29 protein-coding genes are annotated in these 25,932 nt (G+C 69.5%); 18 read left to right on the top strand and 11 right to left on the bottom strand.

What is annotated here, in order from left to right; translation table 11 throughout:
• Window positions 1–25 precede the first annotated feature (25 nt).
• Window positions 26–1,312 (bottom strand): ABC transporter substrate-binding protein, encoded by a 1,287-nt coding sequence (locus ABZX12_RS23250; protein WP_355696164.1) that lies wholly within the window; start codon window positions 1,310–1,312, stop codon window positions 26–28.
• A gap of 366 nt (window positions 1,313–1,678) precedes the next feature.
• A complete protein-coding gene (locus ABZX12_RS23245) occupies window positions 1,679–2,098 on the bottom strand; it encodes a cobalamin B12-binding domain-containing protein (protein ID WP_355473907.1) in 420 nt (139 codons plus the stop codon).
• 132 nt (window positions 2,099–2,230) lie between these two features.
• On the opposite strand from ABZX12_RS23245, the gene ABZX12_RS23240 reads away from it, so the two are divergent.
• The 4 genes from ABZX12_RS23240 to ABZX12_RS23225 all read left to right on the top strand — a co-directional run bounded on the left by ABZX12_RS23240 (window position 2,231) and on the right by ABZX12_RS23225 (window position 5,750).
• On the top strand, window positions 2,231–3,082 hold the full coding sequence (locus ABZX12_RS23240; protein ID WP_355696163.1) for an alpha/beta fold hydrolase: 852 nt from the start codon (window positions 2,231–2,233) through the stop codon (window positions 3,080–3,082).
• Window positions 3,083–3,420: 338 nt separating this feature from the next.
• Window positions 3,421–4,182, top strand: a complete 762-nt coding sequence (locus ABZX12_RS23235; RefSeq protein ID WP_355696162.1) for a M23 family metallopeptidase — start codon at window positions 3,421–3,423, stop codon at window positions 4,180–4,182.
• A 24-nt stretch (window positions 4,183–4,206) separates the two neighbouring features.
• Window positions 4,207–4,470: a DUF6886 family protein gene (locus ABZX12_RS23230; RefSeq protein WP_355696161.1), complete on the top strand. Its 264-nt coding sequence runs from the start codon at window positions 4,207–4,209 to the stop codon at window positions 4,468–4,470.
• The gene (locus ABZX12_RS23225) at window positions 4,467–5,750 is read left to right on the top strand and encodes a lanthionine synthetase LanC family protein (protein ID WP_355696159.1); all 1,284 of its coding nucleotides are present in this window, start codon (window positions 4,467–4,469) and stop codon (window positions 5,748–5,750) included. The genes ABZX12_RS23230 and ABZX12_RS23225 overlap by 4 nt, the downstream gene beginning before the upstream one ends.
• Here the strand turns inward: ABZX12_RS23225 and ABZX12_RS23220 are convergent.
• The 4 genes from ABZX12_RS23220 to pcrA all read right to left on the bottom strand — a co-directional run bounded on the left by ABZX12_RS23220 (window position 5,740) and on the right by pcrA (window position 10,494).
• Window positions 5,740–6,720: an NAD(P)-dependent alcohol dehydrogenase gene (locus ABZX12_RS23220; protein ID WP_355696158.1), complete on the bottom strand. Its 981-nt coding sequence runs from the start codon at window positions 6,718–6,720 to the stop codon at window positions 5,740–5,742. The genes ABZX12_RS23225 and ABZX12_RS23220 overlap by 11 nt on opposite strands.
• 80 nt (window positions 6,721–6,800) lie before the next feature.
• A complete protein-coding gene (locus ABZX12_RS23215; RefSeq protein ID WP_355696156.1) occupies window positions 6,801–7,475 on the bottom strand; it encodes a TetR/AcrR family transcriptional regulator C-terminal domain-containing protein in 675 nt (224 codons plus the stop codon).
• A gap of 53 nt (window positions 7,476–7,528) precedes the next feature.
• Complete coding sequence (locus ABZX12_RS23210) at window positions 7,529–8,089, bottom strand: hypothetical protein (RefSeq protein WP_355696154.1); 561 nt, start codon at window positions 8,087–8,089, stop codon at window positions 7,529–7,531.
• Window positions 8,090–8,175: 86 nt separating this feature from the next.
• Window positions 8,176–10,494, bottom strand: a complete 2,319-nt coding sequence (gene pcrA, locus ABZX12_RS23205) for a DNA helicase PcrA (protein WP_355696152.1) — start codon at window positions 10,492–10,494, stop codon at window positions 8,176–8,178.
• A gap of 81 nt (window positions 10,495–10,575) precedes the next feature.
• On the opposite strand from pcrA, the gene ABZX12_RS23200 reads away from it, so the two are divergent.
• Window positions 10,576–11,445, top strand: a complete 870-nt coding sequence (locus ABZX12_RS23200) for a phospholipase (RefSeq protein WP_355696150.1) — start codon at window positions 10,576–10,578, stop codon at window positions 11,443–11,445.
• Here ABZX12_RS23200 and ABZX12_RS23195 read toward each other — a convergent pair.
• On the bottom strand, window positions 11,442–11,798 hold the full coding sequence (locus ABZX12_RS23195; RefSeq protein ID WP_355696149.1) for a hypothetical protein: 357 nt from the start codon (window positions 11,796–11,798) through the stop codon (window positions 11,442–11,444). The two genes, ABZX12_RS23200 and ABZX12_RS23195, sit on opposite strands and share 4 nt — an antisense overlap.
• 97 nt (window positions 11,799–11,895) lie before the next feature.
• Between ABZX12_RS23195 and ABZX12_RS23190 the strand changes: the two genes are divergently transcribed.
• Both ABZX12_RS23190 and ABZX12_RS23185 read left to right on the top strand, forming a co-directional pair.
• Window positions 11,896–12,489, top strand: a complete 594-nt coding sequence (locus ABZX12_RS23190; RefSeq protein ID WP_355696147.1) for an ATP-dependent Clp protease proteolytic subunit — start codon at window positions 11,896–11,898, stop codon at window positions 12,487–12,489.
• Window positions 12,486–13,094 carry an ATP-dependent Clp protease proteolytic subunit gene (locus tag ABZX12_RS23185; RefSeq protein WP_355696145.1) on the top strand — a complete coding sequence of 203 codons (609 nt, stop codon included), beginning with the start codon at window positions 12,486–12,488 and terminating at the stop codon, window positions 13,092–13,094. Before ABZX12_RS23190 ends, ABZX12_RS23185 begins: the two co-directional genes overlap by 4 nt.
• Here ABZX12_RS23185 and ABZX12_RS23180 read toward each other — a convergent pair.
• A complete protein-coding gene (locus ABZX12_RS23180) occupies window positions 13,091–14,161 on the bottom strand; it encodes a serine hydrolase domain-containing protein (RefSeq protein ID WP_355696143.1) in 1,071 nt (356 codons plus the stop codon). The two genes, ABZX12_RS23185 and ABZX12_RS23180, sit on opposite strands and share 4 nt — an antisense overlap.
• Before the next feature lie 44 nt (window positions 14,162–14,205).
• Between ABZX12_RS23180 and ABZX12_RS23175 the strand changes: the two genes are divergently transcribed.
• A complete protein-coding gene (locus tag ABZX12_RS23175; protein WP_355696141.1) occupies window positions 14,206–14,931 on the top strand; it encodes a PIG-L deacetylase family protein in 726 nt (241 codons plus the stop codon).
• A 41-nt stretch (window positions 14,932–14,972) separates the two neighbouring features.
• A complete protein-coding gene (locus tag ABZX12_RS23170; protein WP_355696139.1) occupies window positions 14,973–15,698 on the top strand; it encodes an alpha/beta hydrolase in 726 nt (241 codons plus the stop codon).
• Here ABZX12_RS23170 and ABZX12_RS23165 read toward each other — a convergent pair.
• Window positions 15,681–17,009, bottom strand: coding sequence for a C1 family peptidase (locus ABZX12_RS23165; protein ID WP_355696137.1), 1,329 nt, complete (start codon window positions 17,007–17,009; stop codon window positions 15,681–15,683). The genes ABZX12_RS23170 and ABZX12_RS23165 overlap by 18 nt on opposite strands.
• Before the next feature lie 135 nt (window positions 17,010–17,144).
• Between ABZX12_RS23165 and rpsR the strand changes: the two genes are divergently transcribed.
• The 5 genes from rpsR to ABZX12_RS23140 all read left to right on the top strand — a co-directional run bounded on the left by rpsR (window position 17,145) and on the right by ABZX12_RS23140 (window position 20,538).
• Complete coding sequence (rpsR, locus tag ABZX12_RS23160) at window positions 17,145–17,387, top strand: 30S ribosomal protein S18 (protein WP_355473940.1); 243 nt, start codon at window positions 17,145–17,147, stop codon at window positions 17,385–17,387.
• A gap of 14 nt (window positions 17,388–17,401) precedes the next feature.
• Window positions 17,402–18,826 (top strand): META domain-containing protein, encoded by a 1,425-nt coding sequence (locus ABZX12_RS23155; protein ID WP_355696136.1) that lies wholly within the window; start codon window positions 17,402–17,404, stop codon window positions 18,824–18,826.
• Window positions 18,827–18,865: 39 nt separating this feature from the next.
• Complete coding sequence (locus tag ABZX12_RS23150; RefSeq protein ID WP_355696135.1) at window positions 18,866–19,438, top strand: GNAT family N-acetyltransferase; 573 nt, start codon at window positions 18,866–18,868, stop codon at window positions 19,436–19,438.
• Between the two features lie 99 nt (window positions 19,439–19,537).
• Window positions 19,538–20,092, top strand: coding sequence for a GNAT family protein (locus ABZX12_RS23145; protein WP_355696133.1), 555 nt, complete (start codon window positions 19,538–19,540; stop codon window positions 20,090–20,092).
• 41 nt (window positions 20,093–20,133) lie between these two features.
• Window positions 20,134–20,538 carry an NUDIX domain-containing protein gene (locus tag ABZX12_RS23140; RefSeq protein WP_355696131.1) on the top strand — a complete coding sequence of 135 codons (405 nt, stop codon included), beginning with the start codon at window positions 20,134–20,136 and terminating at the stop codon, window positions 20,536–20,538.
• Between the two features lie 195 nt (window positions 20,539–20,733).
• Here ABZX12_RS23140 and ABZX12_RS23135 read toward each other — a convergent pair whose 3' ends face one another.
• Both ABZX12_RS23135 and ABZX12_RS23130 read right to left on the bottom strand, forming a co-directional pair.
• Window positions 20,734–21,375, bottom strand: a complete 642-nt coding sequence (locus tag ABZX12_RS23135) for a response regulator transcription factor (protein WP_355696130.1) — start codon at window positions 21,373–21,375, stop codon at window positions 20,734–20,736.
• Window positions 21,372–22,877: a PspC domain-containing protein gene (locus tag ABZX12_RS23130; protein ID WP_355696128.1), complete on the bottom strand. Its 1,506-nt coding sequence runs from the start codon at window positions 22,875–22,877 to the stop codon at window positions 21,372–21,374. The genes ABZX12_RS23135 and ABZX12_RS23130 overlap by 4 nt, the downstream gene beginning before the upstream one ends.
• 181 nt (window positions 22,878–23,058) lie before the next feature.
• On the opposite strand from ABZX12_RS23130, the gene ABZX12_RS23125 reads away from it, so the two are divergent.
• From ABZX12_RS23125 to ABZX12_RS23110, 4 genes are all read left to right on the top strand, one after another.
• Window positions 23,059–24,357, top strand: a complete 1,299-nt coding sequence (locus ABZX12_RS23125; protein WP_355696126.1) for a PspC domain-containing protein — start codon at window positions 23,059–23,061, stop codon at window positions 24,355–24,357.
• Window positions 24,354–24,545, top strand: a complete 192-nt coding sequence (locus ABZX12_RS23120) for a hypothetical protein (protein ID WP_355696124.1) — start codon at window positions 24,354–24,356, stop codon at window positions 24,543–24,545. The genes ABZX12_RS23125 and ABZX12_RS23120 overlap by 4 nt, the downstream gene beginning before the upstream one ends.
• A 149-nt stretch (window positions 24,546–24,694) precedes the next feature.
• Window positions 24,695–25,657, top strand: coding sequence for an MFS transporter (locus ABZX12_RS23115; protein WP_355696123.1), 963 nt, complete (start codon window positions 24,695–24,697; stop codon window positions 25,655–25,657).
• A gap of 27 nt (window positions 25,658–25,684) precedes the next feature.
• A complete protein-coding gene (locus ABZX12_RS23110) occupies window positions 25,685–25,885 on the top strand; it encodes a cold shock domain-containing protein (RefSeq protein WP_350278708.1) in 201 nt (66 codons plus the stop codon).
• The last annotated feature ends 47 nt before the right edge of the window (window positions 25,886–25,932 follow it).

The raw sequence follows: 25,932 nt of genomic DNA, 5'->3' as shown, positions 1-25,932 counted from the left end.
CCACACACCGGCCCCGGCACGACGGTCATTGCGTGATGAGCGATTCGAGCTTGGTCTGCAGCCCGGACAACGCCTGGTCCGACGTCATCTTGCCGTTCAGCGCGTCGTACGCGGCCTGCTGGATCGCGGCCGTGACGTCGCCGTACTTGACCACCCGCGGGCGCGGCTGCGCACCGAGGATCGACGCCTTCAGCGGCGCCAGGTACGGGAACTGCTTGTTCAGCGCGGCGTCGTCGTACAGCGACTGCCAGGTCGGCGCCTGCGACGTCTTCTCGATGTTCGCCTTCTGACGCTCCTCGCTCGCCATGAAGTTGATGAAGTCGATCGCGGTGGCCTTGTTCTTCGCGAACGAGCTGATCGCGTAGTCGTGACCACCGAGCGAGGAGACACCGGCGCCGGACTTGCCCGGCAGCGGCGCGACCGCGAACTTACCGGCGATCTTCGACGAGCCGTCGGTCTTGTTCGCCAGCGAGTAGACGTACGGCCAGTTGCGCAGGAAGAGCAGCTTGCCGTCCTGGAAGGCGCGGCGGCTCTCCTCCTCCTTGTAGGTGATCGCGGCCTTCGGGATGGCGCCGGTCTTGAAGCCGTTCACCAGCTCGTCGAGGCCGGCCTTGGCCTCGGGGGTGTTGACGTTCGGCTTGCCGTCCTTGCCGACGACCTCGCCGCCGGCCGAGTTGACGGCCTCGGAGAAGTTGACGGTCAGGCCCTCGTACTTCTCGAACTGCCCCGAATAGCAGCCCATGCCCTTGCCCTCGGGCAGCGCGGCCACCTTCTGGCACGCGGCGAGCATCTCGTCCCAGGTCTTCGGGGCCTCCGCAATACCGGCCTTCGTCAGCAGGTCCTTGCGGTAGTAGAGCAGACCGCCGTCGGAGGTGACCGGCACGCCGTACAGCTTGTCCCGGTACTTCGCGGTCTCCACCGTCGCCGGGATCAGCTTGCCCAGGTCGGGCACCTTGTCCTCGGGGATCTGGGTGATCCACTGGTTCGCGGCGAACTCCGACGTCCACACGACGTCCATGTTCAGCACGCTGAACGCGTCGGACTGCGCCTGCGCGTTCTGCACCATCTGCTGGCGCTGTGCGTCGGCGTCCTCGGGCAGCTCCTTCAGCTCCACCTTCTCGTTCGGGTGCGAAGAGTTCCAGGCGTTGAGCTGGTTCTGCAGGTTTCCGGACGTGTCCTTGCCGGTGGCGAAGGTGATCGGTCCCCGGCCCTCGAGCGCTCCGGCCGAGCTGCTGCCCCCGCCGCTGCTGCTTCCGTCGTCGCCACTACCACACGCGGTGGCGAGCAGCGCGAAGCTGCTTGCGACGGCCACGAAAGCCGTCCTGCGTGCGTGTGATCGTTCAAACCTCATCGTTTACCTGCCCTCTCCCGATGGGACATCGCTTGGGTCCTGCGTCAGCAGGTCGCAGTCCCCCACCGCGCTGCGATCCGCCCTGTCCGGACAGTAACCGAGAACGGGCCGATGTGTTCTGAGCCACACACAACCCGGCCGGACGGTCTCTGAAACGGACAGCCGCATGGCTGTATGCGACCGCGTTTGGGAAGCCCGCACAACCGGGTATTTCTTAACGATTCGGTATTACCGATTAGTAACCTGACTGAACAGGGCATGACTGTTCAGAACGACTCCGGGCAGTCGTCATTACGCTCCGGAGTGATGCGGAACCAGGCTGCGGGGTCAGGCCGAGGTCGCCGAGGCGTCCCCGACGTTGCTGCGCACCCAGTCGACGATTTCGGTGGTCGTCGCGCCCGGGGTGAAGATCTTGTGCACCCCGAGTTCGGCCAGCGGCTGCAGGTCGGCGTCGGGGATGATGCCGCCGCCGAACACCACGATGTCCTCGGCGTCCCGCTCGGTGAGCAGCTCGCGGACGCGCTTGAACAGGGTCATGTGCGCGCCGGACAGCACCGACAGCCCGATGGCGTCGGCGTCCTCGGCGATCGCCGTCTCGACGATCTGTTCCGGCGTCTGGTGCAGACCGGTGTAGATGACCTCCATGCCGGCGTCCCGCAGGGCGCGGGCGACGACCTTGGCACCGCGGTCGTGACCGTCCAGACCGGGCTTGGCGACGACGACGCGCAACGGACTCGTAGCAGGCATGGGGGCAGGCTAACCGCTGGTGTTCCTCACGGATAAGACACGGAGGCGTGTGTTCCCCCACACGCAGGATGGGAACCGGTTACCTTGGAAGAGATCGGACCACCGGGGGGTCTGGTTTGGTGAGGAGTCGCCATGAGCACCTGGCAGGACGAGGTCCGCGGCGCGCTGGACGGGCTCGCGTACGGCGCCCGCTCGGCCCTCTCGCCCAGCGTGCTGCAGGGAGCGGCGGTCGAGATCGGCTGGCTGACCACGCATCTGGCGATGTACCCGCTCGGCCTGGTCCGCGGCGCCCCCGAACTGCCCGCGCGACTGAACCTCGCCGGCCTCGGCCCGGCTCAGCGCGGCCTGCTCGTCAGCGACGTCCGGGCCGCCGGTACGCCGCTCCTGCTGGCGCACGGGATCATCGACAACCACACCATCTTCGCGCTGATGCGCCGGCAGCTGATCCGTCGCGGGTTCAGCCGCATCCACACGTTCTCGTACTCACCGCTCACGCTGGACATCCGCCGCACCGCCGAGCGGATGGGGCGGGAGATCGAGGCGATCTGCGAAGCGTCCGGGTCGGACCAGATCCACGTCGTCGGGCACAGCCTCGGCGGGCTGATCGCGCGGTACTACGTCCAGCGCCTGGGCGGCGACGCGCGCGTGCACACGTGCGTCACGCTGGGCACGCCGCACCAGGGCACCGTCGCCGCCAAGCTGCTGCCGTGGCCGCTGGTCAAGCAGGTCCGGCCGGACAGCGAACTGATGGCGGAACTGGCCGAGCCGGCGCCGGACTGCGACACCCGGTTCGTCGCGTTCTACAGCGACGTCGACCAGCTGATCGTGCCGCAGCGCAGGGCCCGGATCCGTCACCCTGACCTGACGGCGAGCAATGTCCGGGTGCACGGCGTGGGCCACCTGTCCTTGCCGTTCCACGGCGAGGTCGTGCATCGCATCACCGGCGTACTGGCACATCTGGACGAAGAGCCCAAAACTGCCTGACCAGGAAGCTTCCTGGGCGCTTCCGCCGGATGCACGTGCAGCGGCTCATGCAAAAGTTTCGTGAAGGAGCCGCGGAAAAGTGGGCGGCGGGGTTTGTCACCCCGTGACCCTTCCGTTATGGTCTGTGAGTCCTCCCGGGGAATAAACCCTCCAGGCGGCTGCAGGACAAGCTCCAAGCCCCTCCCCTGTGACCGAAAGGCCACGTTGTGTCCCAGCACCGTGCCGCGGGCGACCGCGTCACGCCCGGCAATGCTGCGCGCAAGCCCGGCGCAGGACGTCAGAGTGCAAAACATCGCGTTGCCAGGCGTAATACCCCCAGCAGTAGCCAGATCGTCGGATTGACCGCCGCGCTCGCCGCGGCAGCCGGAGCTGTCGGCTTCAGTCACAGCTCACTGGCGTCGCCGACCCAGGCGAACTCCGCGGTGAACCTCGCCGCGCTCAGCCTGGACAGTGGTCAGCAGCTGTCCGGTATCACCACGGCCCGCATCCAGGCGCGCCAGCTCGCCACCCGTGACTCCTCCCGGGTCCAGCTGGCCGACACGACCACCACCAAGAAGCAGTCCGCCGCGGCGAAGCTGGCGCAGGCCCGGGCGGTGAAGCTCAGCGCCACCCAGGCCCTGACCGCCAAGCGGGCGAGCGCACTGGCCGCCGCGAAGGCAAAGACCGAGGCTGCCGAGCAGAAGCTCCGCGAGTCGGCCACCCGCTGCGAGATGATGATCTCCGGCTACCACATCACCGCGACGTTCGGGCAGGGCGGCAGCCGCTGGGCCCGCAACCACACCGGCACCGACTTCGCCGCCCCGATCGGCACCCGGATCGGGTCCGTGATGAAGGGCGTGGTGATCTTCGCCGACTGGGCCGGTCCGTACGGCCGTCAGGTCCAGGTCCGGCACGAGGACGGCACCGTCACCTGGTACAACCACATGTCGAAGTTCAGCGTCGAGGTCGGCGAGACCGTGTACGCCGGCGACGAGGTCGGCCGGGTCGGCATGACCGGCAACACCACCGGCCCGCACCTGCACTTCGAGGTCCGGCCGGACGGCGGCGAGCCGATCAACCCGATGCCGTGGCTGCGCAACCACTGTGGCCTGAACCCGTAACGACTCCTTGACTAAGCTGCCGGCATGCGTCCGGCAGTTGGTGAGGTTCTGCATTTCTCCGAGGATCCGACGATCGAGATCTTCCGGCCTTACGTCGCCAGGACCGGCGACAAGATCACCCCGTACGTCTGGGCCGTCGGCCACGACCGGGCCCCCGACTACTGGTTCCCGCGGCAGTGCCCGCGCGCGATGGCCTGGGTCGGGCCGAACACCACTCCCGAGGACGCCGCGGTCGTCACCAGCTCTCTCGAGTTCAGCGGCATCCGGCTCCGCAACGCCCAGCCATGACGTACGGCGAGGTGGCCGAACAGGCCTGGTCCTGGACACTGAGCCAGGTCCGGTGGGACGACAAGGGCCCGTGGATCCCTGATTTCGGCGGCAGCGACACCCCCGACAGGTACCCCGATGGCATGCACAGCGGTGTCGGCGGGCTCGCACACGTGCTGGCCGAGATCCGGCTGACCCGCGCGTGGACCCAGGCCGAGCAGGACCTCGCGACGGCCATCGCGGACCGGGTCCGCGCAACGATTCCGACGACCACGGTGACCACCTTCTTCGACGGGCTGGTCAGCTCGATCGGGGTCTTCACCGCACTCGACGAGCCGGGCACCGGCGCCGCGCTCGCACGCCTGCAGTCCCTTGCGACCGGCAACGGCTGGCACGAGACCTTCCTCGACGAGCCGCGGTACGCGCCCGATGCGGTCGGCAACGACGTCACGCTCGGAACCGGCGCGATCCTGCTCGGGGCCCTGTGGGCGACCCGCCGCGGTGACGACGCCTCGGCGCTCGCGGGCCGGGCCGCGGACCTGCTGCTCGGCGAACGGGAGGAGCTGCCGACCGGGCTCGACTGGCAGTTCGTGTCCCGCCGGTTCCGGACCGACGAGCCGACCGAGATGCCGAACTTCACCCACGGGCTCGCGGGGATCGCGGCGGTGCTCGCGCTGGCCGGGACCGAGCTCGGCCGCCCGGAGCTCGTGGACGCGGCGCGGCGCGGCGCCGAGCACCTGGTCACGATCGGGATCACCGACGAGCGCGGGTTCCGGGTGCCGCGGGTGATTCCGTGGGCGGAGCGGCACGGCGACGAGTTCACCTTCAACTGGTGCCACGGCGGCGCCGGGACCGCGTTGACGTTCAGCGCCCTCGAGCACGCCGGCGTCGAGCAGGTCGCGGGCCAGACACCGCGGACCTGGCGGCGTCGGTGCCTCGACAGTGTGCGGTACTCCGGCATCCCCGAGCGGCTCCGTCCGGGGTTCTGGGACAACGACGGCCGCTGCTGCGGTACGGCGGGTGTCGGCGACGCGTTCCTGGACGCATGGCAGCGCGACGGCGAGAAGCAGGACCGGGACTTCGCCGTACGGATGGGCGACACGCTGCTCGACCACGCGCACCCGGAGGGGTACTGGCGGTTCGTCGAGCACCGCAACGAGGATCCGCTGCTGCCGCCGGGCGTCGGATGGATGCAGGGCGCGGCGGGGATCGCGGCGTACCTGTTCCGGCTGCAGCGGGTGCTCGACGGCGACCAGCGGGCCGTGGAGCGGATGGAGAACTGGTGGGCGCTCAGACCGTGATCACGACCTTGCCGCGGGTGTGGCCGGTTTCGACGTAGCGGATCGCTTCGGCAGCGGCGGAGAGCGGGAAGGTCCGGTCGATGACCGGGGTGAGTTGCCCGGCGTCGGCGTACTCCCGCAGCGTCGTCAGGTTGGCCTTGCTGGGAACGGCGTTGAACATCACGACCCGCTGCGGCACGAACGGCCTCGACAGTTGCCCGCGGATCATCAGCCCGAGCGGACCGAACACGCTACCGCCGCCGTACAGCCCGCCACCGGACAGGACGAGTACCCCGCGGCAGACGAGTGCGCGCCGTAGGGCGGTCAGCGACCTGTTGCCGACCAGGTCGAGGATCACGTCGTACCGCCGATCCCGACGGCTGAAGTCCGACGTCGAGTAGTCGACGACGTCGTCGGCGCCGAGCGAGCTGAGCAGGTCGACGTTCCGAGTGCTGCAGACCGCCGTGACCGTCGCACCGAGGACCTTGGCGATCTGCACCGCGAACGTGCCGACACCACCGGCCGCGCCGTTGATCAGCACGTGCTGCGCCGGCCGGACCTTCGCGGCGTCGCGGAGACACGTCAACGCGGTGTTCGCCGCGAGCGGCAGCGCGGCCGCCTCCTCGAAGCCGAGGCCGGCCGGTTTCGCCGCGACCCGGTCCTGCGGCACGGCGACGTACTCCGCGAACGCCCGCGGCGCCTCGCCGTACACCTCGGCGCCCACCTGTACGTCGGTGACTCCCGGGCCGACCGCTTCCACGTGCCCGGCGAAGTCCGTGCCGCGAATCGCGACGTTCGGCCGCCGCAGGCCGAGATCGGCGGACGGGCGGGCGATGTACGGATCGCCGCGGAGCACGTGCCAGTCGCGCGCGTTCACCGACGCGGCGTGCACCCGCACCAGGACCTCGCCGGCGGCCGGCTCGGGCTTGTCGACGTCGGCGAACGCCAGAACGTCGGGCGCTCCGTACTCGTGCTGAACGACGGCCTTCATCCCATCCCCCTTACAACGTAAGGCTCCTTACGGCGTAAGGTTGCCTTACGCCGTAAGGGACGTCAAGGGGCCTGGCGCGGTCAGCGCCGGCGGTCGAGACCGTCGAGCAGCAGGTCGAGGGCGAACTCGAACTCGGCCTGGTCGTCGCACCAGCCGATCGTCCCGACCGGGTCGTCGTGCGCGATCTCGGCCAGCATCCCGGTCAGGTGCGGGACCTGGTCGGCCAACTCCCGGAGCATCCGCTCGGACGCCGGGCCGGCGCTCGCGGCCGGATCGAACAGTTCCTGGGAGAACCCGAGAGCCCTGCTGCCCAAGGCATGCAGCGCGTGGTGGGCGAGGTCGTACGAGAATCCGCCGGCGCGCATCAACCCGACCAACCGGTCGTGATACCGGACCACCGCGAGGCTCATGGTGGGCCGCGTCTCGAACAGTCGCGGCGCCCACGGGTGCTGCAGCATCACTTCGCGCGCCGACAGGATCCGGCGCCGCATCGCCTGCTGCCAGGTGTCGCCCGGTACGGCGGTCCGTTCGACGCGCTCGTCGATCTCGGCCATCACCAGGTCGACCAGACCGTCGAGCAGATCACCCTTGTTCGCGACGTGGTGGTAGAGCGACATCGCCTCGGCGCCGACCGCCTCGCCGACGCGGCGCATCGTGACCGCCTCGAGCCCGTCGGCGTCGGCGATCGCGACCGCGGCCCGGAGCAACAGCTCGCGACTCAGCGGCGCCCGTGGCTCGGAGTTCGCCTGTGCCACCTGGATTCCCTTCCGACGCTGGGCTTACAGCGTAAGGGACGGCCAGGGAACGGTCAGCGCTGCCAGACCTCGGCGGTGGTCAGGAACGCCGACGAGCCCGGTTTGTCCGGTGAGCCGTCGACCTGGACGAAGCCCGGGACCGACGCGCCGCCGATCGACACCGTGGCGGCGCGGACCGGGGCGATCACCAGGCTGAGGCTGTGGTTGCCGTCGGCGAGCTGGAAGTTGTCGGTCGCGAACAGCCGGCGGTCGAGGACGCCGCTCATCTCGATCTGGATGTCCGCGGCCTTGGCGCTCAACCCGTCGGCGAGGTTCATCGAGACCTGGACCAGGTCCCGCTCGACGGCCGGCTCGTGCCACGGCAGGCCCTGGACCTCGAGGAACGAGCGGACGAAGTACGACTCCAGCCAGGCGGCCAGATCGGGGTCCTCGGACACCACCCGGACGATCCCGTCGAACCACAGCACCACCGCCGTACCGGAGCCGCGGATCGACCAGTCGACCAGCCAGATCGACGCGTACGCCGTGACCTTGCCCTTCTCGTCGAACAGTCGCAGCCCAGGATTCGCCCCCGCCAGGATGATCCGGCGGTTGCTGGCCGACGACTTGGACATGAGCGGGGCACTTCCGGGAGTGGGCCGAAGATCCTTGATTGTCTCAATCTCCGGGTCAGATGCAACGCACCCGTCCAAGAAGTTGACTAGATCTTCTCCACCGGTGCGTAGCGCAGGAGCAGGCGTTTGACGCCCTCGGAGCCGAAATCGATGTCGGCCTGGGCCTGCTGACCCTCGCCGCGGACCACCACGACGGTGCCCATCCCGAAGCTGTCGTGCACCACCCGGTCGCCCGGGTTGAGGCTGATCACCGGCTTGTCGGAGGCGGTCTTGCGGGCCGGCTCGTACCGGCTCGGGATTCCGCTGCCGCGGCTCGTGCCGGTCCCCGACCAGCGGGTGATCGCGGACTCGTCGCGGCGCCAGTCGAGCAGCTCGGCCGGGATCTCCTCCAGGAACCGCGACGGCGGGTTGTGCTGCGGAGCGCCGTACGCCGAACGCACCGCGGCGCGGGAGATCGCCAGTCGCTGCCGGGCCCGGGTGATGCCGACATACGCCAGCCGGCGCTCCTCCTCGAGCTCCTTCAGGTCGGTCAGCGACCGGGAGTGCGGGAAGACGCCGTCCTCCATGCCGGTCAGGAACACCACCGGGAACTCCAGGCCCTTCGCGGTGTGCAGCGTCATCAGCGTGACCACGCCGCCGTCGTCGGCCGCGTCCGGGATCTGGTCGGCGTCGGCGACCAGCGCGACCCGCTCCAGGAACGCCTGCAGGTCGGCGGCCTCGCCGGCCGCGGTCCGCTCCTCGACGAACTCGCGCGCCACGGAGATGAACTCGTCCAGGTTCTCCAGGCGGGTCTCGTCCTGCGGGTCCGGCGACTTCTGCAGGGTCTCGTAGTAGCCCGAGCGGTGCAGCGCGACGTCGAGGATGTCGTCCGGCGGCGCGCCCGAGTCGACCATCGCGGTCAGCTCGTCGAGGATGTCGACGAAGGCCTGCACGGCGTTCACCGACCGCGACGCCATCGCCGGTGCGTCCTGGGCCCGGCGCATCGCCTGCGCGAACGAGATCCGGTCCCGCTGCGCGAGCGCCTCGATCGCGGCCTCGGCGCGGTCGCCGATCCCGCGCTTGGGCTCGTTCATGATTCGGCGCAGCGAGACGGTGTCCTCCGGGTTCACCAGCACCCGCAGGTACGCGAGCGCGTCGCGGACCTCCTTGCGCTCGTAGAACCGGACGCCGCCGACCACCTTGTACGGATGGCCGGTGCGGATGAACACCTCTTCGAACACCCGCGACTGCGCGTTGGTCCGGTAGAAGACCGCGACGTCCGACGGCTTCACCCCGTCGGCGTCGGCCAGCCGGTCGATCTCGTCGGCGACGAACTGCGCCTCGTCGTGCTCGTTGTCCGCGACGTACACCGCGATCTGCTCGCCCTGCCCCTGGTCGGACCAGAGGTTCTTCGCCTTGCGGCCCTCGTTGCGCGCGATCACCGCGTTGGCCGCGGTCAGGATGGTCTGGGTGGAGCGGTAGTTCTGCTCCAGCAGGATCGTCTCGGCGCCGGCGAAGTCCTCCTCGAACGCGAGGATGTTGCGGATCGTCGCACCGCGGAACGCGTAGATCGACTGGTCGGAGTCGCCGACCACCATCAGCTCGGCGGGCGGGGCGGTCGGACCGTTGTAGTCGGCCGCGTCCTCGCCGCAGAGCTCACGGATCAGCGTGTACTGCGCGTGGTTGGTGTCCTGGTACTCGTCGACGAGCACGTGGCGGAAGCGGCGGCGGTAGTACTCCCGGACCTCGGGGAAGGCCTGCAGCAGGTTGACCGTGGTCATCAGCAGGTCGTCGAAGTCGAGCGCGTTCGCCTGGGCGAGGCGCTCCTGGTAGATCCGGTAGCACTCGGCATACGTCTGCTCGAGGTGGTTCTCGGCCTTCGACGCGGCCGTCTCGTGGTCGACCAGCTCGTTCTTCTGGGCGCTGATCCAGTTCAGCACGGCGCGCGGGTTGTAGCGCTTGACGTCCAGGTCGAGCTCGCGGCAGACCAGCGTCATCAGCCGGCGCGAGTCGGTGTCGTCGTAGATCGAGAACGTCGAGTTGATCCCGAACCGCTTGATGTCGCGGCGGAGGATCCGCACACAGGACGAGTGGAACGTCGAGACCCACATCAGCTTCGCCCGCGGCCCGACCAGGTCGACGACGCGCTCGCGCATCTCGGCGGCCGCCTTGTTGGTGAACGTGATCGCCAGGATCGAGCCGGGGTGCGCGTCGCGGGCCGCCAGCAGGTAGGCGATCCGGCGGGTCAGCACCCGGGTCTTGCCCGACCCCGCACCGGCCACCACCAGCAGCGGCTTGCCGGCGTGCACCACGGCGGCGCGCTGCTGCGGGTTCAGCCCGTCGAGCAGCGCATCCGGGTCGGTCCGGGACGTCTTCGGCTCCTCCAGCGGCACCGGGAGCTCATCAGGCGAGAACAGCGTAGTCATCACCCAACACCTTAGGCGCTCCCGCCGACAGTTACCGAAAACCGGTTCGAACCGCGCGTCCGGAGCTGCCAGGATCGGCCCGTGGATGCCTCTGAACTGCGGTACGACGACCTCGTGGACCGGGTCGAGGTCATGTACTACGAGCAGCAGTACCGCGCGGCCGCGGACCTGGTGGACGCGAACAGCGACGGCCTGGAGGCATGGGCCGCCGAGCTCGCCCACCTGAAGGCGTGCCTGCTCGGGGCCTCCGGCGACGCCGACGGGGCGCTGCGGCTCCTGCTCGACGCGAGTACGGCGGGCGCCTGGTGGCGGCCGGCGATCCTCACCGAGGACGACGACCTGGCCGGGGTGCAGGACCGCCCCGAATTCCAGGAACTGGTCAGGGTGTCCGAGACCCGTGTGACCGACGATCCGGCTCCCCCTGTGATCGACCTGCCGGCTCAGGCAGTGGGGGTGGTGGTGGCGTTGCACGGGGCCGGGCAGACGGCGACCCATGCTCGAAGGGACTGGGGTGGGGTGCTGAAGCACGGCTACGCCCTCGTCTGCGTCCAGTCGTCACGCCGCATGTCCCCGATGTACCGCACCTGGCCCGACCGCGACCAGGCGGCGGCAGACATCGCGGCGGCCCTCGCCGAGGCGCAGGCGGTCGCAGGTTTGCCGGTCGTTGCGGCGGGATTCTCCGCTGGTGGGCGGGCAGCCATCGACTGGGCGCTGACCTGCCGGCCCATGGCCGTGGCCGGTGTGCTCGCGATGGCTCCGGCGCTCCGTGAGCTGCCGGCCGGCGCGATGCCATTGTCTCCAGCAACGATCTGGATCGGCGCCGAGGACGACCTGCTGGACACGGTGGACGGCGCGGCCGAACAGCTGACCGGGTTCACGATCGAGCGGATCCCCGGGCTCGGGCACACCTTCCCGGCCGACTTCGCGGACCGGTTGGCGGCCGTTCTCTAGGACAGCTGCCGGGTGAGGTGCAGGACGACCGGCGCGGCGCTGCCCAGCCAGTGCATCTTCGCGTTGTGGTCGTCGTACGACGTGATCCGCAGTCCCGGGACGCCCTCGATCGTGCCCTCGTAGTCCTTCGCGGCCAGGTGCGCGACGACGTCCGCGAGTTCGGGGCCGTCCATCCACTCGATGCGGGCCAGATCGGGCCGCGCCTGCCACATGTCCACCCACGCCGCCGGGTCCTCGCTGAACAGCGTCGTCCGCAGGATCATCGAAACCGCACCGAGCAACGTCGCCGCCGGGGTCGCCGTCAGTTCCAGCAGCGCCCGCTCCTGCTCGGTCAGGTCCTCTGTCAGATTCACCCGCAGGACATTGCCACACCCCCGGCTTCGCTCTGGGCAGACTTGCCGTCAGCAGAAAAGCTGGGACGGACAGGGGCCACCCGGTCAGTGTGGGGACATGGCAGAAGACATGAAACCGCCGCTGTTCAACGAGTCCGCCCGGCAGCGGTTGCTCGGGCAGCGGATCGTCGTACTGGACGGTGTGCTCGACGACGACAACGGGACCCTGCTCGCCAGCCAGATCATGACGCTGGCGGCCGAGGACCCGGACACCGACATCGCGTTGTGGATCCACTCGCCCGGCGGCTCGGTGCCGTCGATGCTGGCGATCCGGGACGTGATGCGGCTGGTGCCGTGCGACGTGTCGACGCTGGCGATCGGGCTGGCCTGCAGCGCCGGGCAGTTCCTGTTGTCGGCCGGTACGCCGGGCAAGCGTTTCGCGCTGCGGCACGCGCGGGTCCTGATGCACCAGGGCTCCGCCGGGATCGGCGGGTCCGCGGTCGAGATCGAGATCCAGGCCAACGATCTGCGGCACATCCGCGACACCGTGCTCGGGCTGATCGCCGAGGACACCGGGCAGCCGTTCGAGACCGTGCACGAGGATGCGCGGCACGACCACTGGTACACCGCGGACCAGGCCCGCGAGTACGGCTTCATCGACCACATCGTCGACTCCTTCGACCAGGTGATGCCCCGAAAGGCGGCCGCATGAGCACCTATACGATTCCGAACGTGATCGCCCAGCACCCCCGCGGCGAGCGCATCATGGACGTCTACTCGCATTTGCTCGCCGAGCGCATCATCTACCTCGGCACGGCGATCGACGCCGGCGTCGCGAACGCGCTGATCGCCCAGCTCCTGCATCTGGAAGCGGACAAGCCCGAGCAGGAGATCAAGATCTTCATCAACTGCGAGGGCGGCGACATGACCGCGATGCTCGCGATCTACGACACGATGCAGTACATCCAGTCCCCGATCGCGACGTTCTGCGTCGGGCAGGCGATCTCCGCCGGCGCGGTCCTGCTGGCGGCCGGGACACCGGGCAGCCGCGCCGTCCTGCCGCATGCCCGGATCGTCCTGCACCAGCCCGCCGCGAGCGGTCGGGGCACGATCCCGGACCTGATCCTGCAGGCCGACGAGGTGGTGCGGGTCCGCGGCCAGGTCGAGGACATCCTCGCGCGGCACACCGGGCAGTCGATCGAGCAGCTGCGGCACGACACCGATCGCGACCACGTGCTGACCGCGGAGGGCGCCAAGGAGTACGGCATCGTCGACCAGGTGATCACCGGGCGGGTGCCGCTCCCCGTCTTCAGCTAACCGGCGGCTTCGAGGACCTTGTCGGCGACGGCCGCGTGGTGGAGGAGGTCCGGCTGTGGGCGGCCGACCCGGTTGGTCAGGTACGCGTACGTGATCCGGCGATCCGGGTCGGCCCAGCCGATGCAGCAGTTGCTGCCGTTGTGGCCGAACGCCCGCGGGCTGCTCAGTGACCCGAGCGACGACACCGTGCCCTCCATCCACCGCGGCCCGCCGAGCTGGAACCCCTGCGACCACCGCACCGGTGCCCGCGCCACCGGGTCGTACTCGCCTTCGCTGCTGGGCTCGACCGCGATCGCGAGCGAGTCGGGCCGCAGCAGCCGGCCCTCCAGCAACGCCTGGTAGAACGCGGCCAGGTCCCGCGCGGTCGTCGACATCCCGGCCGCCGGTACGACGGCCTCACGCGTGCTGCGCCGGTTCACGACGGACTGGATGAACGGCCCGAGCGGACCGGTCGCGCGGATCGGCACGTGCCGGCCCCAGAGCTCGGCGGGCAGGCCGAGGTACGTGTCCGCGACGCCGAGCGGTTCGAGCACGTTGTGCCGTACCAGCTCGTCGATCGGCGTCCCGCTGCAGCGCCGCGCCACCTCGGCGAGGACGAACCCGAACGCCAGCGGGCTGTACGCGACGGTCCCGATCGGCCACCGCGGCGCGGTCTCCTCGATCCGCCGCAGCGAGCGGTTCCAGTCCGTCATCGCGCGGACCTCACCGACGTACGAGCCCGCGTTCGACAGGCCCGAGCGATGCCGCAGCACGTGGCGGACGGTGATCTCCCGCTTGCCGTTGTGCCCGAACTCCGGCCAGTACGCCGCGACCGCGTCGTCGAGGTGCAGCCGCCGGGACTCGACGAGCTGATGGATGACGACCGCGAGGTACGGCTTGCTCGCGGAAAAGAGCCAGAACAACGCATTCGGTGAACACCCGAAGGAACGGTCGACCACCGTCCGGCCGTCCCGGACGACGCACAGCTGCGCGACCGCGCCCCGGGCCTCGATCAGCTCGACCGCCTCCGCGAGCCGGCCGGGGTCGAGGCCGGCGTCCCGCGGGTCGCACGTGCCACCGAACTCCATGAATTCCACTGTGCCCACCCGGGCAAACGGTTAGGGTCGGGAGCGTGACTGTGCCTGAGGCGGACCCGCGGCCGGACCGCGAGATCGAGCGTGTGCTGGTCGTCGTCGCGCACCCTGACGACATCGACTTCGGCGGCGCCGGCACCGTCGCGCTGTGGACCAAGGCCGGTATCGAGGTCCAGTACTGCGTCGTCACCGACGGGCAGGCGGGCGGCTTCGAGCCGGATCGGGACCGCGCCGGGATCCCCGCCGTACGACGGGCCGAGCAGACCGCCGCCGCGCAGCACGTCGGCGTCCGCGACCTGCACTTCCTCGGCTACCAGGACGGTTCCGTCGAGCCGACCCCGCAACTGGTCCGCGACATCAGCCGAGTGATCCGCACAGTGCGTCCGCAGCGGCTGCTCACCCAGTCGCCGGAGCGGTCGTGGCACCGGCTGCAGGTCTCCCACCCGGATCACCTGGCCGCGGCCGAGGCGGCGGTCCGCGCGTTCTATCCCGCGGCCGGGAACCCGTACGCGTACCCGGACCTGGCCAAGGAAGCGTGGGACGTCGGCGAGCTGTGGATGATGGACCACCCGGTCGCGAACCACTACGTCGACATCACCGACACCTTCGACCAGAAGATGGCGGCGCTGATGTCGCACACCAGCCAGCACCGCGACCCCGACGGTCTGCGGGCCGGCATCCGCGCCAACTTCGCGGCCGTCGCCGCAGCGGCCGGCTTCCCGGCCAACCACTACGCCGAGGCCTTCACCGTCGTCCGGGTCTAATCAGTTTGCTTGTCGACGGCTGCGGCCTGGAAGGTTCAGCCATGACGATTTCTCATGCAGTGACCGGGGACGGCCCGGATCTGTTGCTGGTGCACGCCGGAGTGGCCGACTCGCGGATGTGGGCCCGGCAGGTGGAAGAACTGAAGAGCAGCAACCGAGTGATCACGCTCGACCTGCGCGGGTACGGCGAGACGCCGTCGGCGCCGAAGTACTCCGACGCGGGCGACGTGCTCGCCCTGCTCGAGGAGCTCGGCGCGAAGGACGTGACGGCGGTCGGCGCGTCGTACGGCGGGTACGTCGTACAGCAGGTGGCGAGCCGTCGGCCGGAGCTGTTCTCGCGGCTGGTGCTGCTCTGCGCGCCGACCGACAACGTGCAGCCGGACGACGAGCTGCGGGCGTTGTGGGGCGAGGAGAACGCGCTGCTGGAGGCGGGCGACGTCGACGGTGCGACCGATCTCACAGTGCGCCGCTGGATCGGCCCCGAGGCGGACGACGAGGCCCGTGAACTTCTCCGGGTCATGCAGAAGCGCGCGTACGACGTACAGCTCGCGGCCGGTGACGTGGACAACGAGGAATGGCCGGTCGAGCCGGAGAAGATCGGCGCGCCGGTGCGACTGGTCACGGGCGCGCACGACTTCAGGTTCTTCGCCGACAGCGCGGACTACCTGGCAGCCAGGCTCCCGAACGCCGAGCGTGTCGAGCTCCCGTGGGCCGGCCACCTGCCGACCCTCGAGCGCCCCGCGGAAGCGTCAGGCCTGATCGGCTAGCGCGCCCATCGGGTCCCACGCGGGGAGCACGATCGGCTCGTCGTCGAGGCGGGCCTGCAGCTCGGCCGGCAGCGCGGAACGGCGGACGGCGACCTCGAACACGTGCTCGGCGAACCACGAGTCGTTCATCGTCCAGAACCCGTTGTCGGCCTTCTCGTCGCCCCAGCTGTTCTCGACCCGCCACCGGCGCGGCGTGCCGTCCACCACGTCGACGCCGGTGAACAGCATCGCGTGCGTCATCAGTGTCTCGTGGTGCACCAGCCGCTCGGCCTTGTCCAGCGTGAAGTCGGTGTCGTACACCGCGCCGTAGTCGTACAGCTTGGCGTCCCAGAAGCCGAGGTCGGCGTTCATCTGCTTGCCGACGTCGCAGCCGAACCAGACCGGCTCGCCGCCGACGATCGCGTCCTTGGTGAGCTGCTTGATCAGGTCGATCTCGACGTTCAGGTACACCACCGGCGGGGCGTCGATGACGTTGCCGAGGTAGTCCACCGTGAACGTCCGGCCGACCGGGCTGCTCGGGCGCGGGTCGTGCACGAGGCAGACGTACTCGTCGACGGGCAGCTGCACGTACGCCGCCGCGAACTCGGTCGGCGTGGTCCAGCCGTCGCGGTGGAAGCCCTTGTCGCTGTCCTTCCACTGCCACAGGAACTTCTGCGGCGGCGTCCCGAGGTGGATGCTCAGCACCCGGTGCACGGTGGTCAGGATCTCCCGCTTGCGCTCGCGCCGGGCCTCGTCGCCCTCCAGCGCCCGCAGGTCGCGCGCGCCCTGGCGCAGCAGCTTGCGGAGCGTGTCGTTCAGCTGCGCGGTCGCGGACGAGCTCTCGGTCTCCGGCATCGCGGTCTTCGGCACCAGGCCGTGCTTGCGGACCAGCGCGACGAACATGTTCCACTGGCCGCCGTCACCGATCGGGTCGGACAGCAGGTGCGCGACGGTCCGGTCGTCGGCGTCGCGGTCCGCGGTGTCGATCATCGCCTCGAGGAAGAAGTTCGAGCGCTCGAACTTGTCCCAGAACAGCAGATAGTTCTGGGAGAACTCGAAGTCCTTGACCCCGAGCTTCTCGGCCGCGCCGACACGGAGCAGGTTCAGGCCGGCGAACAGCCAGCAGCGGCCGCTCTTCTTCTGGTTGGTGACCTTCCAGTCGTCCAGCAGATGAGACACCGAATGGTCCATCGAGGTGACGATCTGGCGATCCAGGGCGATGCTGTTGACCGGCGTCTGCGTGACGGCGTTCTGCATCACCCGGTACTGCGGGTTCGACGCGAACTCCTTCTCGAAGAGCGCGAGCTGATCGGCTGTGAGATTCCGCTCCATAACAGTCGACGGTATAACAGCCGCCAAGCCCGGACCGCCGCAACGGTGTGGCGAATCGATGCCCTGGCCGAAACACGCCACCCGCGAAGCCTTGCGCTACGCTAGTTGAAAACGACATTCAACAAAGGAGGCGTCATGCCCCGACGCCCGGCCCCGACCGGCAAGCGCAAGCCGAAGCAGAACCCGCTGGACCGCGACGGCATCACCTACATCGACTACAAGGACACCGCCCTCCTCCGCAAGTTCATCTCCGACCGCGGCAAAATCCGCTCCCGCCGCGTCACCGGCCTCACCGTCCAGCAACAGAAACAAATAGCCCGAGCCATCAAGAACGCCCGCGAAATGGCCCTCCTCCCGTACACCTCCTCGGGTAGGTAAGAGCCATCTCAGTGATGGACCTGCCTGAGTTCGATCGCGCGCAGCTGCGCGCGGTCGAGGTACTGCGGGCTGGTGAGGCTGTCGTCGTGACGAGTCCGAGTCCGCTGACGTACGCCGTGGTGGCCCGCGACGCCCGTGCGGTGAATCTCCTGAAAGGCCGCCCTGTCGACCACCCGGTCGGCATCTCGGTCCACACGTCGGCCGCGCACGATCAGCTGTTCCGGTACCTCGACCTGCCGACCAGCGCCCTCGCCATGGTCGACTTCGCGCTCGCCGAGCGGATCGCCGTCCTGGCGCCGATCCTGCCGGACCCGACGATGCCCGAGTGGCTGGCGCCGGCCGTCCAGGACGGCTGCGTGCTGTTCTTCGACGGGTCCTGGGGGCCGCTGGTGTACCTGTGGGACAGTCATCCCTTCCTTTACGGAGGTAGCGCCAACCAAACCGGCCAAGCTCCGGCCGCCTCTGCCGCCGAAGCACGCGCGCAGTTCCCCGCCGGCACTGTGATCATCGACGCCGACGACCGCCGCACGCCGACTGCCGGATATGGAGCCCGCACGGTGATCCGTGTCGACCTGGACGGTCGGCCGACCCTGCATCGAGCAGGTATGCAGGACCGAGCGGCCGGCGGACCCGACACACTCCTGGACCGACTGCGCGAGTTCAGATCGGCGATCGCGGTGCTGGATCCGCCGACCGGCACTCCGCTTGGCAAGACATACCTGTCCACAGCAATCGTTGAAGGCGGCGAGCCCAGGCAACTGCTCCCGAACACGCGTATCCGGCTTGAGTTCGCGCGAACGCCCAACAAGAACGCGGACGGGCCGCGGGTGTACGACGTCGTACGAGCGGACGTCGGCTGCAACAGTCTGGGCGCAGCGAGCGCAGCCGGTGAACTGCTGGCCGACGGGACCCTGTGGATCCCCGGTCTCGGCGGCACCCAGGTCGGCTGCCGACCGCCGCTTCGGAACCAAGAGGAATGGCTCAAGACGTTCCTGACGAGCAAACCCAACTGGCACGTGAACGGCGACGAGCTCACCCTCACCTCCGCAAGTACGACGATCACGCTGCTGGACCGGCAGATCGCCGAACCGGATGTCCCGCTCGACGGGATCAGGTGGAGCGTCGTCACCACCATCACCAACGCCGATCTGCGCCAGGGCTTCCATCGCGCCGACGAGGCGTGGATCAGGTTCGACGACGGGCGCTTGACCGGCTGGACCGGATGCAACGAATTCTCCGGCACCGTCACCCGCACCAACACCGAACTGGCTTTCAGCGACGTCGCCGTCACCGGCCACTCCTGCACAGCCGAGGCTGCCAGGCTGCAGGCGGCGATCCTGGCCACGCTCGGGCCGGCGGTCTCGTACACCATCGACCACAACCGGCTGACTCTGTTGGCCCCGTCCGGCATCGGCCTCGACCTGAAAGCGATGAGTTAGCGGACGCGGAACGTCCGGAATCAGCTGTACGTTGGCGGCATGTCCGACTTCAGGATCAAGGCGCTCACGCCGGAGACGTTCGACGACTTCGCCGCGCTCGTCGAGCGGAACAAGGGCATGTTCGCCGGCTGCTGGTGTACGAAGTTTCATCCCGACTGCGCGGAGAAGGGGCAGAGCGCCGAGGGGAACCGGGCGCTCAAGCAACGTCTGGTGGCCGAGGGAATCGCGCATGCCGCGCTGGTCTACGACGGCGACCAAGCCGTTGCCTGGGCGGAGTACGGCACGCCGGACGAGCTGCCCGACATCCAGCATCGCAAGGAGTATCTCGGCACTGCCGAGCGCCTGCCCGACTACCGGGTCACCTGCATCCTGGTCGAGCGCAGCCGGCGCGGTCAGGGTCTGGCGGTGATCGCCCTGCGCGGAGCTGTCGAACTGATCGCGCAGGCGGGCGGCGGCACGGTGGAGGGCTACCCGCACGACACCGGCGGGGTCCGGAAGAAGAACTCGTCGTTCCTCTACAACGGCACCCGCGCGATGTACGAGCGCGAAGGTTTCACCTACGACCGGCCCAAGGGCCTGGGCAACTGCGTCATGGTGCGCGAGGTGCATTGATACGAGGTCAGCCCGGTGCCGGCCCGGAAATCCGTTGCGGCTGGAGGGCGTCAGGTGCTTGGTTGGTCGGCGACCGCGCCCGGACGAAACGAGATACCTGTGTCGCTGCCTACGCCGACGTTGACCACTGATCGCCTGCGGTTGCGTCCTTTCGGCGACGCGGATGCGGACGCGCTGTTCGCGCTGCACAGCGATGCGTTTGTGCTGCGGTACTGGGACTCGCCGCCGTGGAGTGAACGCAGTCGCGCTGCGCGGTTCATCGCGGCGTGCCGGACGATGGCGGAAGAGGGTACGGGCGCTCGTGTGGCCATCGACCGCGCGTCCGACGGGGAGTTCCTCGGCTGGTGCGGCCTGAGCCAGTGGAACCCGGACTTCCGCAGCGCGTCACTCGGCTACTGCTTCACCGAGGCGTCGTGGGGGCACGGGTATGCGACGGAGGCTGCACGCGCGGTACTGCGATGGGCCTTCGACACACTGGACCTGAACCGCGTCCAGGCCGAAGCCGACACCCGCAACATCGGGTCGGCCCGAGTCCTCGAGAAACTCGGCTTCGTGCGCGAGGGGACGCTCCGGGAAGACTGCATCGTGAACGGCGACGTCTCCGACTCCTGGGTCTACGGCCTTCTGCGCCGCGAGTGGACGCCCACCGCTTGAGGCTTGCTCGGCATGTCGGTGGTCGCGCCTAGCATGCCGGCATGGTCGCCCGGATTCAGATCGCAACCGCCGTCCTTGTGCGCGAGGGCCTTGTGCTCTTGGCACATCGCACCCCTCTGCGCGAGGCGTATCCCGACTGCTGGGGCTTCGTCGGCGGACACGTCGAGCCTGGCGAATCACCTGACCAGGCGGTCCGCCGGGAGTGCCTCGAGGAGGTCGGCGTGCAGATCCACGACCCGCTGCCGATCCCGATGACAGTCGACAACCCCGCCCTCGACATGCGCGGTTTCCTCGTCACGCGCTGGGAGGGGGAGCCGGTCATCGCCGAGCCCGAGGAGCATGACGACCTCCGCTGGTTCCGGCCGGGCGTCCTCGCGGACCTCAACCTGGCCCACCCGGAAAACCTCCTGAACATCCTGAACGCCGTCCAGCGCGCAACCGCCTAGCCCAACGCCGTTCGTTTGCTTGATGCACCCTGCGTCGGGCATCTGCCACTGATTTGGTGGGTGGACGCCTGAGATGCCGGGTTGGCGATCGAGATCCCGGTCGCAAACCCACAATCCCAGACGCCCACCCACCAAACGCCGATGGCCACCGGGCCGCCCGTCCTCGGCTGCCGAGAGGGCGCCGTGTGGATCGACTTAGACCAGGCGGCGGTCGGTGGCCCAGCGGGTCAGTTCGTGGCGGTTGGAGAGTTGGAGTTTGCGGAGGACCGACGAGACGTGGGTTTCGACGGTCTTGACGGAGATGAAGAGCTCGCGGGCGACTTCCTTGTACGCGTACCCGCGCGCGATCAGCCGCAGTACCTCACGCTCGCGCTGCGACAACCGGTCCAGGTCCTCGTCGACCGAAGCGATGTCGATGGCGCCGGAGAAGGCGTCCAGGACGAAGCCGGCCAGGCGCGGGGAGAACACCGCGTCACCCTCGGCGACGCGGTTGATCGCGTCGACCAGTTCGGTGCCGGAGATGTTCTTGGTGACGTACCCGCGGGCGCCGGCGCGGATCACGCCGATGACGTCCTCGGCGGCGTCGGAGACCGACAGCGCCAGGAACTTGATGTCCGGGTGCCGCTGGTGCACCTGCTTCATCACCTCGGTACCGCCGCCACCGGGGAGGTGGACGTCGAGCAGCACGACGTCCGGTTCGGTGCCGACGATCGCCTTCACGGCGGTGTCGACGTCGGAGCCCTCCCCGACGATGTCGACCGAGGCGCCGATCTCGCTGCGTACCCCGGCCCGGAACATGTCGTGATCGTCGACGACGACTACCCGCCTGCTGCTCATCTGTCCATCTCCAGTCGCACTTCGGTCCCTGTCTCCGGATCGGACCGCACCGTCGCGCGGCCGCCGTGCCGTTCCATCCTGCCCATCACACTGTGCCGCAAGCCGAGCCGGTCGTCGGGGACCTCGTCGACGTCGAATCCCTTGCCGCGGTCGCGGACGAACATCTCCACCCGGTCGCCGTCCACCTCGACGAACACGTCGATCTTCGCAGCCCCCGAGTGCTTGGCGGCGTTCACCATCGACTCGCGCGCGGCCCGGACCATCGAGGCGAGCGGTTCGGTCAGGGCGCAGTCGCCGACCGTCACGACCTCGATCGGTACGCCGTGCGAGTCCTCGACCTCGGCGGCCGCCTGCTTCGCGGCGCCGGCGATCGTCTGGTCGGCGTCGTGCTCCTCGTCGTACAGCCAGGACCGCAGCTCACGCTCCTGGGAGCGCGCCAGCCGGGCCACGGCCTTCGGGTCGTCGGCCTGCTTCTGGATCAGCGCCAGCGTCTGCAGGACCGAGTCGTGCAGGTGCGCGGCCATGTCGGCGCGCTCCTGCGAACGGACCCGCTCGGCGCGCTCGGAGTTCAGGTCGCGGGTCAGCCGGTGCACCCACGGCCCGGCGATGACGCCGATCCCGACCACGGCGAGCAGCAGCGCGATCAGGACGTCGCCGACCATCGAGAGCCGGCCGTTCTGCACCAGGAACAGGGTGACCGCGGTGCCGATCAGGACCAGCCCGACGCCGATCCGGACGAGCGACTTCCAGCCGCCCTTGCCGAGCACCAGCCCGAGGATCGGGACCCGGACGTCGCGCGCCCACTTGTCCTTCTGGCTCTCGTCGGCCTGCCGCCAGATCAGTGCCAGACCGGTCGCGGCGAACACCAGCGGCCAGAACAGCTTCCCGGCGATGCCGAGCCCGGCGACCTGCAGCAGGATCAGCAGCCCGGCGCCGATGGCGACCAGCGCGGGCAGCTGCCCGCGGCTCTTCTCCCGTTTCCGTTGCTTCGCCTCGGCGACCGGCGGTGCCGGCTCGTCGGAGCGCAGCCCGCTCCGCGTGTGCGCGGCCAGGCCGGGCGCGGCCGGGACCGTCTCCGGGGCCAGCGGCATCAAGAACCACAACGCGGCGTAGATCAGGATGCCGAACCCGCCGGACACCGTGGTCGCGATCAGCACCAGCCGTACGACGGTGTCCGACACGCCCAGGTGGTCCGCGATGCCACCGGCCACACCGGCGACGACGCGTCCTTCCGTACGGCGGTACGCCCGCCGCGGAGCATCCGTCGGCTGCCGCGCGGAGGCCGGCTGCCCTGGTGGAAGGTACGACTGACCGGGTCCCGAGCCCGCTTGCGCACCCATCCGGGCGGCGTAAGCGGCGTACGGGCCCTGGTACTGCCCTGCCGGGCCTTGCGGCCCCCAGCCCTTGTAACGCCACTGGTCCTGGGTCTGCCCAGGCGGAGGCTCGGGCTGGCCCCCGTTGCTGGAGGTCCCGCCCGGCGGCGCGGCTGCTGGCTGGCTCATCACCACGATCGTCACATGTGGACAGGCCCGACACCAGCAGGCTTGTCCCCGGCCGCCTCCTCAGCCGCTACCCTCCGCGCTCAGGGTCGACTCGGGGAGAACCCCCAAATCCCGCCTCTCCGGGAGTGGTCAGGGTGCATCCCCGATGTCCACGGCGCCCTCTCGTGTGAGTATCGATGGCATGGAGCAGAACCAGAGTGGACCCGCCGGGTTCGACCGCGACCGCCTGCAGAACCCCCAGAGCTGGCGGCGCAGCAGGTCGGACCGCTGGGTCGCGGGTGTCTGCGGCGGCATCGGCCGTGCGCTGAACATCGACCCCGTTCTGGTCCGCGTGGTGATGGCCGTGCTGATCATCAGCGGCCCGGGCGTGATCTTCTACATCGCCGCCTGGGTGCTGATGCCCGACGAGGGCAGTGACCGCTCGGCCGCCCAGGGCGTGCTCGGCGACCGGATCCGGACCGACCACCCGTGGTTCTGGCCGGTGGCGGTCGGGGCCTGCGTGTTCATCGCAATCGCGACGATGTCGTCGTTCGACTTCGGCCGGTTCGTGCCCGGCCCGCTGATCGTGCTCGGAGTCATCTGGCTGATCGCGAAGCAGCGCAAGAGCAACAGCAACAAGCAGGCACAGCGCCCGCAGGACACGGTCCCGCCGGCGTCCCCGGCGTCCTCGCCGTACGTCGGCCCGCAGCCGACCACGGCGTACGTGCCTCCGCAGACCGGCCCGTCAGCTCCCCCGGCGGGCCCGTCGTCCTCGGCCACACAGCGACCCCAGGACCGCACCGTCGAACCGGTCCAGGCTGTGTGGACCGAGGACGACCCTCTCGGCCTGTACGTCGACGAGCCGGCCGCCGCGCCGGCCGCGCGCAAGCCCGCCGAGCCGCCCGCGAAGGGCATGCGCGGGGTCAAGTCGATCATCGTCGTCCTGACCGGTATCGCGATCGGCATCGCCGCGCTGGCCGGCGCGTCCACGGCGACGATGCTGGTCATCGGCCTGGCCACGCTCGGCGGCGGCATGCTGCTCGGCGGGTTCGTCGGCCGCACGCTGGCTCTGCTGCCGCTCGGCATCCTGCTGGCCGCGGGCGCCATCGCGAGCACCGTGTTCCCGGACGTGCCGAAGAACTTCGCCGACACCAACTACGTCGCGCCGGCCAGCCAGACGATCACCGCGACCGGCACCAGCTACCAGTTCGACGCCGGGTCGGTGAAGCTGGACCTGACTCAGGCCAAGTTCGGCCCGGGTGCCAAGGTCGACGTGCACGGCGGCGTCGGCGAGGTGATCGTGAAACTGCCGGCGGACGTCGACGTGCAGGGCGCGTTGTCGACCGAGATGGGAGACGTCGCCTTCCTCGACCAGCACCAGGGCGGCCATAATGCCGAACTGAAGCTCAACGACCTCGGCGCGGACGGCAAGGCCGGTCCGTCGCAGGTCACCCTGGACCTGGACCTCAGGCTGGGCAGTATCAAGGTGGAGCGCGGATGAGCCAGCAACCCCGCAAGACCAGGCCGGACGTGCCGGGTGTGGTGGCCGGCACGGTGCTGAGCGGCGCTGCCACGATCTGGATGCTCACCGACAACGGCGTCCTGCAGACCGACGACCTCGGCGTCACCAGCGCGCTGCTGCTGGTCACCGCCGGCCTGCTCGGCCTGGCGGCGTCGCGTCGCGTCTAACTCGGTAGACGCGGTGGTGGCATTTCTCTAGGCTCCACGGCGTGACCAGCCCGGAGGCGGACAGACCGTAACCACCGGCCGTTCCGTGTGACCCACCGGAACCGCCGGAGACGACTCATGCCGTCCTCCACTGGTTACGGAGCCTCTCCATGCCTTTCGTGCTGTACCTGCTCGGCCTGGCCGTTTTCGCCCAGGCAACGTCCGAATTCATGCTCGCCGGCCTCGGCCCGGACATCGCCCGCGACCTGGGCGTCTCCATCCCTGCCGCCGGCTGGCTGACGTCCGCGTTCGCGCTCGGCATGATCGTCGGCGCCCCGGCGATCGCCGTGCTCGGCGCCCGCTGGCCGCGCCGGCGGACCCTGCTGCTGACGTTGACCGTCTTCCTGGCTGTCCACGTCATCGGCGTCCCGGCCGGCGCCGTGCTCGGCCGGTACCTCGGCTGGCGGTCCGCGTTCTGGGCGGTCGCGATCATCTCGCTCCCAGCGCTGCTCGGGATCCTCCGCGCGGTCCCTTCCCGGGGCGCCGGTCCGGCCACGGTGGGCCGGTTCCACCTCAGGCCCCGACTCGCCGTGCTGTTGTTGCTCGGGGCCCTCGTCAACGGCGCGACGTTCTGCTCGTTCACGTACCTCTCCCCGGTGCTCACCGAGGTCACCGGGCTGGGCGTGGGCTGGGTGCCGCCGATGCTCGCGCTCTTCGGCCTCGGCTCGTTCGCGGGCGTGACGGTCGCGGGCCGGTACGCCGACCGGCGCGACGACCGGTTCGTACTGGTTGCCGGCGGCATCCTGCTCGTCGGGTGGTGCACGTTCGCGCTGACCGCGGCGGCCGTCGTACCGACCGTGCTGCTCGTGCTGCTCGTGGGCGCGTTGTCGTTCGCGGTCGGGTCGACGCTGATCGCCTACAGCCTGTACGCCGGGAGCGCGACGCCCGTGCTGACCGGCGGACTGGCCACCGCCGCGCTGAACGTCGGCGCCGCCGCCGGACCGCTGCTCGGCGGCCCGGCGATCGGCGCGGCCGGGTTCCGCGGACCGCTCTGGGTCAGCGCGGCGCTCGTGGGCGTCGCGCTGGTCGCGGGCGGCTCCATTAAGATTGTGGATCGCGAGGGGCCCGGGTGAAGCGGGTCCCGTGGTCAAGGAGTTCCGATGGTGCGCGGCACCGTGAAGTGGTTCAACGCCGACAAGGGCTACGGCTTTCTGGCCGTCGACGGGCAGGACGACGTGTTCGTGCACTGGAGCAAGATCGTCTCCGACGGGTACAAGACCCTCGAGGACGGCCAGCACGTCGAGTTCCAGATCGTCGACGGGCCGAAGGGCCGGGAGGCCGACGCGGTCACTCCGATCTGACCGGCACGCACCGTCGCGAACCGGTAGCCTGACGTCTCATCGTGTGA

The organism is Kribbella sp. NPDC003505 (genome assembly GCF_040610875.1).
Classification (GTDB): Bacteria; Actinomycetota; Actinomycetes; order Propionibacteriales; family Kribbellaceae; genus Kribbella.
Note: the sequence above shows the minus strand (reverse complement) of the source record. Positions and strands in the feature narration are given on the sequence as shown.